The sequence below is a fragment of the Reyranella soli genome (genome assembly GCF_007992495.1).
Lineage (GTDB): Bacteria > Pseudomonadota > Alphaproteobacteria > Reyranellales > Reyranellaceae > Reyranella > Reyranella soli.
Window position 1 is genome coordinate 112826 of sequence record NZ_BKAJ01000004.1, and the last position, 11499, is coordinate 124324.

Genomic DNA, 11499 nt, shown 5'->3' on the forward strand with positions numbered 1-11499 from the left:
CGGGCCGGAGGCCCGCGCTCCCACCATGAAGCACCCAACTTTCGGCCTCGCGATCGTCGGGCTGGGCGCCTCGCTTGCCCCGCTCGACATCGCCGTCAATGTGGCGCTGCCGGAGATCACCCGGCATTTCCAGCTGGCGCTGGGCGACGTGCAGTGGCTCGTGATCTGCTACGTGCTCGTTTACAGCTCGCTGATGCTGGTGTGCGGCAAGCTGGGTGACCTGCTCGGCCACCGCCTGATCTTCCGCGTCGGCATGCTCATCTCGGCAGTTGGCTGCGCTGCCTGTGCCGCCGCGCCCGACTGGCCGCTCTTCCTGTGGGCGCGTGCCGGGCAGGGCGTCGGTACGGCACTGGCGATTTCCTGCACGCCAGCTCTCGCCACCTCCCTGTTTCCGGAGAGCTCGCGCACCCGCGCCCTGGCGGGCCTCGGCATGGCGATGTCGCTCGCCGCCGTAGTGGGGCCGTTTCTCGGCGGCGTCCTGGTCGAGCTCTGGGGCTGGCCGGCAGTCTACTGGGTGCGCGTGCCGATCTCGCTCTTCACGCTGGCGCTTTCAGGCTTGCTGCCGTCACCCAAACCCGATCCACGGCCGTTCGATGCCGTGGGCGCCGTGCTGCTCGCCGTCTGCATGAGCACTCTGTTGCTGTCGCTGGTGCTGTCGCAACGCCGCGAGGCACCGGGCCTCGCTGTCCTCGTCCTGTTCGCGACGTCGCTGGCCGTTCTCTTCGTCTACGTCCAGCGTGCCCGGCGGGTACCCGAACCGATCATCCGTCCGGCGTTGTTCGCCGATCCTGCCTTCACCGTGCCCAACGTCATGAACGCGCTCGCCGGCCTGGCTGGCTTTTCGATCCTTCTGCTCACGCCCTACTACCTCGTGAACGTGCTGAAGCTCTCGGCGCTGGCCAGCGGCATGGTGCTGGCCTTGGCCTTCGTCGGCAGCCTGACCGGCGCACCGTTGTCGGCCTGGCTGGTCGCGCGGATCGGCCAGCGGCCGACCGCCTTTTCAGGCGTCACCCTGGTCGGGCTCGGGCTCCTGCCGCTCGCCTTCACGGGAGCCGGCACACCCGTGGCTGTGGTGGCGGTGCTGCTGTTTGCCGAAGGCGTGGGCCAGGGCCTGCTCAATGTGGCCTACACGGACATCGTGACGTCGACGCTCTCCGTGCGCGACCGTGGCGTTGCCGGCAGCCTCGCTTTGCTCACGCGCACGCTGGGCACGGTCAGCGGTGCCTCGGTGCTGACCACGCTGCATGCCATGGGCGCGGCAGGACTTCCGGGGATCGACGGCTTCCTTGCAGGCTATCGCTTCGCCTTCCTCGCCGCCGGCGGCGGCCTGTTGCTGGCGCTCCTGCTGTCACTCGTCGTTCCGCGCGCGTGGTCGCGGAGAGCCTGACTGTTGCTGGGCAGCTCGGGCCTGCGACACAGCGAATGCCGGGCCGGCTGGTTTGGTCGCCTTTTCGTGCCCCCGTACGGCGCGAAAAAACTCGCGAAAACGAAATTGGCGACTTGCAACCAAAGTTATTGACGAGACTGTACTTTGGTTATATAAGTGCCTCGTTGCACTGCTTGCCGGTGTTCCCGCTCTATGCAGCGTTCATCCGATCGTGCGTCGGACGGCTCCTGCGCGAGAGCCGGTCATCGTGGGGAGGGCCTGCAGAAAATGCATAAAATGCATAAAATCCGAAAGTGGCGTAAATTCAATGGTTTGGTGGACATCGGCCGACCTGCAAAAAATATGCAGGAAATGCAGAAATTCACGAGCGAGGCGACAGCAGTGCATGCACCAAACGCCCCTTCAATCGGGTGCGGTCATGAGAAGACGTGTTTTCATCACGTCAGCTTGATATTGCCCTTCTGGATGATGTTGCCGAACATCCTGGACTCGTCGTTGATGCGGCCGCGGAAGTCCGCCGCGTTCAGGTAGGTGACGTAGCATCCGCCGAGATGCAGCTTCTCGACGACATCGGGCGAGCGCACGGCATCGCCGATCGCCTTCTCGAGCTTGGCGATGACGGCCGGCGAGGTGCCGGTGGGGGCCAGGATCCCGAACCAGGAATCGCCTTCCTCCTTGCGATAGCCCGCCTCGCGCAGGGTGGGCACGTCGGGGAAGTCGGGATGGCGGACGTTCGACAGCATCGCAAGCCCGATGAGCTTGCCCGCCTTCACATGCGGCAGGCAGGTCTGGTCGAACTGCGCCTGCACCTCGCCGGCGACCAGGGCGTTGGTGGCGGGCGCGCTGCCGCGATAGGGCACGTGGGTCATCTTGATGCCGGCCTCGAGCTGCAGCATCTCGCCGAACAGATGGGTGATGGTGGCGAGGCCGGACGAGCCGAAATTGATCTTGCCTGGGTTGGCCTTGGCGTAGGCCACGAACTCCGCGACGGTGCGCGCCGGTACCGAGGGGTGGATGGCGAAGATGCCCCACGAGGTGCACATGCGCGACACCGTGACGAAATCCTTGTCGGGATCGAACGGAATCGGCTGCAGATGGCGAGTGATGCAGACCATTGCCGTCGTCGTGGTCAGGAAGGTGTGGTTGTCGACCGCCTGGTTCTTCACGAACTCCCCGCCGATCATGCCCGAGGCGCCGGCCTTGTTGTCGAACACGATGGGCTGGCCGAGGCTCTGGGCGGCGCGATCCATGACGATGCGCGTCGAGACGTCCGACGGTCCGCCGGGCGGATAGGGGATGACCATGCGCAAGGGCTTGGTCGGCCATTCCTGCTGGGCGATTGCTGGCGCGGCCAGGGGCGCTGCAAGGCCTGCCAGGGCCGAGGCAGTGAAAGCACGACGACGCATGTCTCCTCCCGGAGTCTGTTTCGACCCTTATAGCATCGACAATTCGTAGCGCCGAACCAGGCGATAGAGCAGGATTATGGGAAGCAGGGTCACGACAATGAGGGTGGACGCGGCAGCCGTGGCGATACCCGCGCCGCTGCCCTCCAGCGCCTGGAACATCACGACGGTCATGGGCCGCCACGGGCCGCTGTAGAGCACGACGGTGGCGCTGAGCTCCGACGCCACCGTGACCCAGGTCAGCACCACGCCACTCAAGATGCCGCCCAGCATCAGGGGCACGACGACCCGCATCAGGGTCTGGAACGGCGAGCGGCCGAGACTGATCGAGGCCTCCTCGAGCGAGGCGTCGATCTGGTGGACGATGGCGCTGGCCGAGCGCACGGCGAACGGCACCTTGCGCACGCTATAGGCCAGCACGAGGATCAGCGGTCCGCCGGTCAGCACCAGCGGCCCGCTGTTGAACGACACGACGAAGCCGATGGCGAGCACGGTACCCGCCACCGCGAACGGCAGGGTGGCCACGACATCGAGCAGCGTGGCGACGCCCGAGCGCCAGCGGCTCACGACATAGCCGATCGGCACGCCGATCAGCGTCACGCACGCCGCCGCCAGGGTCGCGAACACCAGCGTGTTGACCAGCGGCCTGAGCGAGCGGTCGAACAGGCCGCCGAAGTTCGCGAGGCTGAAGTTGGGATGCAGGACGGGCCCGCGGAACTCCATGAAGGACAGCACGACGATGGCGAAGAAAGGCACCAGGGCCAGGATCACGATGGCCCAGCAATAGATCGTGGCAGCGACCTGCAGAGGACGGCCGATCCGCAGGATCGGCGGTGCCTGGCGTGTATTGGTGGCGAAGCGGCGGGCCGACAGGAAGCGTCGCTGGACCAGCAGCACCAGCGCCGTGGTCAGGATCAGGAGCACGCCCAGCACGCCGGCCGATGCCGGATTGGGCGCGGTCTCGCCGATGAAGAGCTTGAAGGCTTCGACGGCGAAGATCGGCATGTCCTCGGCCAGCACGAAGGGCACGCCGAAATTCTCCAGCGTCTCGATGAACACCAGCAGCGCGCCCGCCAGCACGGCGGGCATCACGATGGGCAAGGTCACCGTCCACACCGTGCGGCGCGGTGATGAGCCCAGCCCCTGGGCTGCCTCTTCCATGGACACGTCGACCGCCTTGAAGGCCGCGATGGTCGGCAGCAGCACGTAGGGATAGAGCGTCAGCGTGTAGACCAGGATGATGCCGCCCGCGCCATAGATCGAGCCGAAGCCCAGGCCCCACGACTGCAGCCATTGGGTGACGATGCCCGAGCGGCCCAGCAGCAGGACGATGGCATAGGCGCTGACGAAGGAGGGCAGCACCAGCGGCAGGGCGGCCATGGCGAGGATAGCGGCCTTGCCGGGGACCGGCAGCCGCGCCAGGGCGAAGGCGAAGGGCACGGCAAGCGCCGTGGTGATCGCCGTCGCCGCGACCCCGATGGCGAGCGTGTTGGCGATGGCGGCGCGGTAGAACGGCCGACCGAGTATCTTGGCGTAGTTGGCGAAGGTCAGCCGCTCGCCGTCGGCGTCCAGGACGCTGGCGCTGAAGACGTTGAACAGCGGATAGAGCAGGAAGAGGCCGAGGAAGAGCAGCCCCAGCGCGGCGATGGCGACCGGCAGGCGCAGATTATGCGGCACGCCCAATTTCACGGCAGTACCGTCAGGCGAGCAGGATCGTAAGCGAGGCTAATGGTGGCACCGGCCTGCAGCGACCGGTCCGGTGCGTCGAGCATGGCGGCCTTGAGGACCGTGCCGTCGGACAGCTTCACGTCGAGGCGCATGATCGGTCCCAGCAACTCGACATGCGCCAGCGTGCCCGACAGCACCGGCCAGTCTTGCGGCGCGTCGCTGGCAAGATGCAGGGCCTCGGGTCGGAGTGAGACGAACTGGTCGCCGGCACGGCCTACCATCCGGGCCGGCACGAGATTGGTCGTGCCCATGAACTCGGCGGCGAAGCGCGACACCGGATGGCGGTAGATGTCGACCGGCACGCCGACCTGCTCGAGCCGGCCGGCGTTCATCAGCGCGATGCGGTCGGACACCGACATCGCCTCCTCCTGATCGTGCGTGACATAGATCGCCGTGATGCCGAGCGATTTCTGCAAATCGCGGATCTCGGTGCGCATGCTGACCCTGAGCCGGGCATCGAGGTTGCTGAGCGGCTCGTCGAACAGCAGCACGCGCGGCCGGATCACCAGCGCCCGGGCGATGGCGACGCGCTGGAGCTGGCCGCCCGAGAGCTGATGCGGCCATCGCGTGCCGTAGCCCGTGAGCTGGACCAGGGCGAGCGCTTCCTCGACGCGGCGCTCGATCTCGGCCGTCGCCACCTTCCGCGCCCTGAGGCCGTAGGCGACGTTGCCCGCGACCGTGAGGTTGGGGAACACGGCATAGTTCTGGAACACCATGCCGATGTCGCGGACATGGGCGGGCAGGCGGTCGATGCGCTCGCTGCCGAAGCGGATCTCGCCCCCGTTGAGCTCGGTGAAGCCCGCGATCATGCGCAGCAACGTCGTCTTGCCGCAGCCCGAGGGTCCGAGCAGGGTAAAGAACTCGCCTTCACCCACCTCGAGACTGGCATTGTCGACGGCTCGGACGGCGCCGAAGGTCCGGCTGACGCCGGAAATGACGATGCCGGCCACGCTAGCGGGAGTCCTGCAGCACGTCCTTGATCTGCTCCAGGGTCTTGGTGCGCTTCTCGGTCCAGCCGTCTTCGTCGTAGTTGACCAGCTTCACCTGGGAGAGCGGCGGCATGCCGCCGGGCAGGGCGGTGAGGTCGACGTCGTTGCGGGTCGGCCGCCGGAAGGTGGCCTTCAGGATCATCTCACGCACGTCTTTGCGGTTGATGTAGTCGACGAAGACCTTGGCGTTGTCGGTGTTGGGCCCGCCCTTGATGACGGCCACGCCTTCCATCGCAGCGAACGTGCCGTCGCTCGGATAGATCACCTTCACCGGTGCGCCGCCCTTCGCCCACATCGGCCCGGCGTACTCCAAAGAGATGCCCAGCGGATACTCGCCGTTACCCACGCCCTGGAAGACCAGCGACGAGCGGTTCAGCACCTTCAGGTTCTTGAAAAGGCCCGCGACCTTCTTCCAGCCCGCGTCTCCCCCGCCCCACATGTCGACCAGCATGGTGACCGTGCTGTAGGCCGAGCCCGAGTTGGCGGGATCGGTGAAGGCGATCTTGCCCTTCCACTTGGGGTCGAGCAGGTCGGCCCAGCTCTTCGGCGCCTCGGCCTCAGGCAGCAGCTTGGTGTTCTGCAGGACGATCAGCAGGTGGAGATTGTTGCCGATCCAGAGATTGTCGGGGTCACGGTACTCGGCCGGCGTGGCGGCGATGTTCTTGGAAGCGTAGGGCTCGAACAGCGCCTTGTTGGTCTGCAGCAGCGAACGGCTGATGCCCCAGATGATGTCGCCCAGCGGCCGCCCCTTCTCGGCCTGCAGGCGGCGCGCCAGCACGCCGGAGCCCGCCGCGACCGGCTCGACCTCGATGCCGGTCTCGGCCTTGAAGGCAGCAAAGACCAGGTCGTTCAGCGTGCTGTCGTTGGCGGTGTAGATGACGACCTTCTTGGCCTGGGCACGGGCCGGCAGGCCGAGCATGGCAAGCGGCAGCGCGCCGGCGAACGTTCGACGAAGCATGACGATAAAACCCCTAAGGCAACCTGGCGGGCGGAGCATTCCACGAGGCGCGCGACGCCGCCAGCCTCGTGTTAGGGTCGCGACAATGAGGCGTTTTTCCAGCAACGACGTTCAATCGGTCTTCAAGGCCTATCCGCCAACCGTGCGCGCCAAGCTGATGGCGTTGCGCGAGCTGGTGTTCGACGCGGCGGCCAGGACAGAGGGCGTGGGGCGGCTGACCGAAACGCTGAAATGGGGCCAGCCCAGCTATCTCACCGAGGAGACGGGCAGCGGGACGACGGTGCGCATCGACCGCCTGAAGGCTGCCGACGGCTATGCCGTCTACTTCCATTGCCAGAGCGGGCTTTTGGGTCAGTTCCGCGAACTCTATCCCGATACCTTCACGTTCGAAGGCAAGCGCGCCATCGTCTTCGCCGCTGGCGATCGCGTGCCGGTGCGGGAACTAAGGCATTGCCTGGCGCTTGCCCTCACCCATCACTCCAGGAAGAAGAAACCGAAATCGTGAGCACAGTCGTCTATCCAGCCCGTCGCTTCCTCACCATGAACCCCAACCGTCCTTCGGTAACGCACGTCGCAGTGCGTGATGGCCGCATCCTGGGTGCGGGCTCGCTGGAGGAGCTCAGGGGCTGGGGCAAGTTCGACCTCGACGAACGCTTTGCCGACAAGGTGATCCTGCCGGGCTTCGTCGAGGGCCATAGCCACGCCTACGAAGGCGGCGTGTGGAAGTTCCCCTATGTCGGCTACTTTGACCGTGTTGCACCCGATGGCACGCGCTTCAAGGGCCTGAAGAACATCGACGAGGTCGTGGCGCGCCTGCAGGCGCACGAGAAAACCCTGGCGCCCGGCGCCTCGCTGCTCGCCTGGGGCTTCGATCCGATCTATTTCGGCGGCCGGTGCATGGTGCTGACCGACGTCGACAGGATCTCGACCGGACGGCCGGTCGTGATCGTCCATTCCAACTTCCACGTTGCCAATGCCAACTCGGTCGTGTTGGCCAAGGCCGGCATCACGCGCACCACCAACGTGCACGGCATCGTGAAGGACGCCAGCGGCGAGCCGACGGGTGAGCTGCAGGAGATGACCGCCAAATACATGGCCTATCGCGCGGCCGGCATGGAGATCGCGGCGGTGCTGTCGGACGAGCAGGCGGTGTGGCGCTTCGCCAAGGTGGCGCAGCTTGCTGGCGTCACGACGGCGACCGATCTGCACAACGAGCTGCCGGAGAGCACCGTCGAGGGCTATCTCAAAGCCAGCGCCTCGGACGACTTTCCGATTCGCCTGCTGCCGGCCTTTGCCGCGGCATCGGTGCCGCCCGAACAGGGCATTCCGCGTCTGCAGGCGCTGATGAAGAAGAACAACGACCGGCTGCGTTTCCAACTGGTGAAGATCGTGACCGACGGTTCGATCCAGGGCCTGTCGGCACGCATGCGCTGGCCGGGCTACTACGACGGCACGCCCAACGGCGTGTGGAACGTCGGGCCGGATGATATCGACCGCATCCTGCTCTCCTGGCACAGCGCGGGCTTCCAGGTGCATATCCACACCAATGGCGACGAGGCCTCGGAGGTGGCGATCGAGGCGGTCGAGCGGGCCCTGATGGCCGCACCGCGCTGGGACCATCGCCATACGCTGCAGCACGCGCAGATGGCGGATGCCGGTCAGTTCCGTCGCATGAAGGCGCTCGGCATGTGCGCCAACCTGTTCGCCAACCACCTCTTCTATTGGGGCGACATCCACTACGCGAAGACGTTGGGGCCGGAGCGCGCCGAGCGCATGGATGCCTGCGGCACGGCGCTGGCGACCGGCGTGCCCTTCGCCATCCATTGCGACGCACCCGTGACGCCGATCGGACCGCTGTTCACGGCCTGGTGCGCCGTCAATCGCCTGACGGCCTCCGGCCGCACCTTGGGCGAGGCCGAGAGAATCTCCGTCGCCGACGCGTTGCGCGCCATCACGCTGGGTGCCGCCTACACGCTGAAGCTCGACGAGGAGCTGGGCAGCATCGACGTCGGCAAGCGCGCCGACTTTGCCATCCTCGACGACGATCCGCTGTCGGTGCCGCCCGAGAAGCTGAAGGACATCGGCGTATGGGGCACGGTGCTCGGCGGCAAGGTGTTCGAGGCGCCGAAGTCATGATCTTCGGGAGCGCGGGCCTCCGGCCCGCTCATGATCATGAGGCGGGCCGGAGGGCCGCGCTCCCATGACTCCCTTCACCGTCATCGGCGGCTTTCTCGGCGCCGGCAAGACGACGCTGCTCAACCGGCTGCTGCGGGCCGACACCGGCCGCCGCTTCGCCGTGCTGGTCAACGACTTCGGCGCCCTCGACATCGACAGCCGCCTGGTGGTCGCGCATGGCGGCGACACGATCGCGCTCGCCAATGGCTGCCTGTGCTGCACGATCGGCGATTCCCTGGTGACGACGATTCTGGCGTTGCTGGAGCAGCCAGACCGCTTCGACCATATCGTCGTCGAGGCGTCGGGCGTCGCCGACCCGGGCCGCATCGCCGACCTCGCCGTGCTCGACCAGCGACTTGCCCGTGATGGCGTGATCGTGGTCGTCGATGCCGGGAGTGTCCGCGAGCGCTCTGCCGACCGGCGGGTCGGCGACACGGTCACGCGGCAGCTCGCCGCCGCCGACCTGCTGCTTCTCAACAAGACAGATCTGGCGGACGACCTGCCACCCTTGCGTGGCTGGCTGTCGACGCAATCGCCAGCGCCGGTACTCGAAGCAAGACACGCCGACGTGGCGATCGACCTGCTGTTCGGTCTGCCGCGTCTCGGTGGAGCCGCGCCGGCCGATGCGCCGGATGCTTTCGCGAGCTGGTCCTACGAATGGGCCGAGCCGGTCGAGCGCGGCATCGTCCTGGGAATGCTGCGAACCGCCGGCGTCCTGCGGGCCAAGGGCATCGTGCGCTTCATCGATTCGCCGGCGCGCCGTTCGGTGATCCATCAGGTCGGCAACCGGCTCGACATTGTCGACGACGAACCGTGGCGCGAAAGCGAAACATCTCGGTTGGTGCTGCTGGGGCTGAAGCCCACGCTAGGCATGCTAGGCTCGCTGCAAAGGGAGTGACGGAATGGCCGGCAGGTTGAAGGACAAGGTGGCAATCGTGGTGGGGGCGGGCTCGAGCGGTCCCGGCTGGGGCAACGGCAAATGCACCGCCGTCACCTTCGCCCGTGAAGGCGCCAAGGTGATGTGCGTCGACCTCAAGCGCGCCGCTGCCGAGGAGACGGCCGGCCTGATCGCCAAGGAAGGCGGCGAGGCCTTCGCGTTCGAGGCGAACTCGGCAAACAACGCCGACGTGAAGGCGATGGTCGATGCCTGCATGATGAAGTGGGGCCGCATCGACGTCCTGGACAACAATGTCGGCATCGGCTCGACCGGCGGACCTGTCGAACTCAGCGAGGACGAGTGGCATCTTGTGTTCGACGTCAACGTCAAAAGCTTCTTCCTGACGGCCAAGCACGTCATCCCGGTGATGGAGAAGCAGGGCAAGGGCGCGATCGTCAATGTGAGCTCGATCGCCTCGATCCGCAGCCCCAAGGGCGTGAGCTACATCGCCTACAATGCCAGCAAGGGCGCGGTGAATTCACTCACCCTGGCCATCGCCTCGCAGTACGCCGAGAAGGGCATCCGCTGCAACGCCATCCTGCCCGGCCTGATGCACACGCCGATGATCGACTTTCTCGCCGAGCAGTACGCCAAGAACGAGAAGGACCACAATCAGGCCTACGACAAGATGATCGCCATCCGTAACCGCGCCTCGCCGACCGGCAAGATGGGCACCGGATGGGACACCGCCAACGCCGCGCTCTTTCTCGCGTCAGACGAGGCGGCTTATGTGAACGGCCATCTGCTGGTGGTCGACGGCGGCATCACCGTCCGCGCCTAACCCCTCAGTGCGGCACCAGTTGTGGCGCTACACACAGTCGCCATCGGATTGTTCCCTGAGCCGGTGAGTGGCCAGGATGTTCGTCCAGCGGAAACGGGGTCGGCGAGGATCTCGCATCCACATCCGCGACAGCGATAGATGCCGGAATGACTGGGGGCCTCGCCCGGCTTGTATTCCCTGTCGAACTGCGGACTGACGCTGACTTCCATGTCGCTGGTGCGCTGGAGAAGTGTCACGGATCGCTCTCCTTGGGGACTCAATGGCACTGCCCCTCGAAAAGGAATTAAGCCAGCGCATTTCGACCGGCTCGCGGCGCGAGTCTTGAGAAACGATGGACGGCAGGTTCAGATTTTCTCCAGATCGCCTGCGCCTCAAGCCCTCAAGCCCAGCTATTTCCAATTGTCCCTTATCATGTCGGCGACCGCCTTCTTGAGGAATATCGGAGGCGCAAGGACCTGGGGCTGCGGAGTGGCCGGATTGTGGAGCACCAGCCTGTCGTCGTCGGGCTTGTTGAAATCTCCCGAGAACGGTTGCGGCTGTTCGATGAACAGGTCGGCATCGGGGCCGTATTTCGTATGGTCGGAATTGTCCAGGCCACAGACATGGATGAGTTCGTGCGCCGCGATGAAGTGCTTGATTCCGTGGCCGACCTCTCGTTGCACGTCTTTGAACTTGCCGCGACCGACCGCCATCTGTGCCGTGACCATCGGCGTCTGAGGCACATATACAAACGCCTTTCGGATCCGTTCCCCTTGATTGGCGACCCTACTGTGAAGAAGTTGTGTCTTGCCGTGCATCCCCGTGGCCGGAAAGTTCTTGATCTGAAAATCCTGACCCAGGGCTGAGAACGTGATGTCGCCCTTTCCCATGTCGAAGTGCACATCGGCTCCGCCGTCTCCATTCGGGTCCGGCTTTGCCGCATTCTCGGGCGCCACCAGCGTGACGCCGAGTCGATTGTCCTGCGATAGCTGGTTGAACGTGTTCAGCGCGTCGTCAAACGCCCGGCGCCAAGGCTTGTTCAGTGTCGGCGCCACGAAGATGGTCAGCTGCTTGGGATTGCGATCCCTGACTTTGTCTTCCCACGGTATGGCCATCGACTTCGCTCCCGAACTGTGGCGGCCTGCGATGTGTACTACTCGAC

At 65.6% G+C, this 11499-nt stretch carries 10 protein-coding genes; 5 read left to right on the forward strand and 5 right to left on the reverse strand.

Annotated elements, in window-relative coordinates:
- Positions 1–25: 25 nt before the first annotated feature.
- On the forward strand, positions 26–1387 hold the full coding sequence (locus RSO01_RS01210; RefSeq protein WP_147145334.1) for an MFS transporter: 1362 nt from the start codon (positions 26–28) through the stop codon (positions 1385–1387).
- Positions 1388–1824: 437 nt separating this feature from the next.
- On the opposite strand, the gene RSO01_RS01215 is transcribed toward RSO01_RS01210, so the two are convergent.
- From RSO01_RS01215 to RSO01_RS01230, 4 genes are read right to left on the reverse strand one after another with little or no spacing between them, the layout of a single operon-like run.
- Complete coding sequence (locus tag RSO01_RS01215; protein WP_147145336.1) at positions 1825–2793, reverse strand: Bug family tripartite tricarboxylate transporter substrate binding protein; 969 nt, start codon at positions 2791–2793, stop codon at positions 1825–1827.
- A 27-nt stretch (positions 2794–2820) separates the two neighbouring features.
- Positions 2821–4479, reverse strand: a complete 1659-nt coding sequence (locus RSO01_RS01220) for an ABC transporter permease (RefSeq protein ID WP_147145338.1) — start codon at positions 4477–4479, stop codon at positions 2821–2823.
- Positions 4476–5468, reverse strand: coding sequence for an ABC transporter ATP-binding protein (locus tag RSO01_RS01225; RefSeq protein WP_147145340.1), 993 nt, complete (start codon positions 5466–5468; stop codon positions 4476–4478). Before RSO01_RS01225 ends, RSO01_RS01220 begins: the two co-directional genes overlap by 4 nt.
- Position 5469: 1 nt before the next feature.
- The gene (locus RSO01_RS01230) at positions 5470–6465 is read right to left on the reverse strand and encodes an extracellular solute-binding protein (RefSeq protein WP_170302777.1); all 996 of its coding nucleotides are present in this window, start codon (positions 6463–6465) and stop codon (positions 5470–5472) included.
- A gap of 85 nt (positions 6466–6550) precedes the next feature.
- On the opposite strand from RSO01_RS01230, the gene RSO01_RS01235 reads away from it, so the two are divergent.
- The 4 genes from RSO01_RS01235 to RSO01_RS01250 all read left to right on the forward strand — a co-directional run bounded on the left by RSO01_RS01235 (position 6551) and on the right by RSO01_RS01250 (position 10358).
- Positions 6551–6970, forward strand: a complete 420-nt coding sequence (locus tag RSO01_RS01235; RefSeq protein ID WP_147145343.1) for a DUF1801 domain-containing protein — start codon at positions 6551–6553, stop codon at positions 6968–6970.
- Positions 6967–8601 carry an amidohydrolase gene (locus RSO01_RS01240; RefSeq protein WP_308933079.1) on the forward strand — a complete coding sequence of 545 codons (1635 nt, stop codon included), beginning with the start codon at positions 6967–6969 and terminating at the stop codon, positions 8599–8601. The genes RSO01_RS01235 and RSO01_RS01240 overlap by 4 nt, the downstream gene beginning before the upstream one ends.
- A gap of 64 nt (positions 8602–8665) precedes the next feature.
- A complete protein-coding gene (locus RSO01_RS47040; protein WP_170302778.1) occupies positions 8666–9538 on the forward strand; it encodes a CobW family GTP-binding protein in 873 nt (290 codons plus the stop codon).
- Positions 9539–9542: 4 nt separating this feature from the next.
- The gene (locus tag RSO01_RS01250; RefSeq protein WP_147145345.1) at positions 9543–10358 is read left to right on the forward strand and encodes an SDR family NAD(P)-dependent oxidoreductase; all 816 of its coding nucleotides are present in this window, start codon (positions 9543–9545) and stop codon (positions 10356–10358) included.
- A gap of 389 nt (positions 10359–10747) precedes the next feature.
- Here the strand turns inward: RSO01_RS01250 and RSO01_RS01255 are convergent, their stop codons facing one another.
- Complete coding sequence (locus RSO01_RS01255; RefSeq protein WP_147145347.1) at positions 10748–11452, reverse strand: hypothetical protein; 705 nt, start codon at positions 11450–11452, stop codon at positions 10748–10750.
- Positions 11453–11499 lie beyond the last annotated feature (47 nt).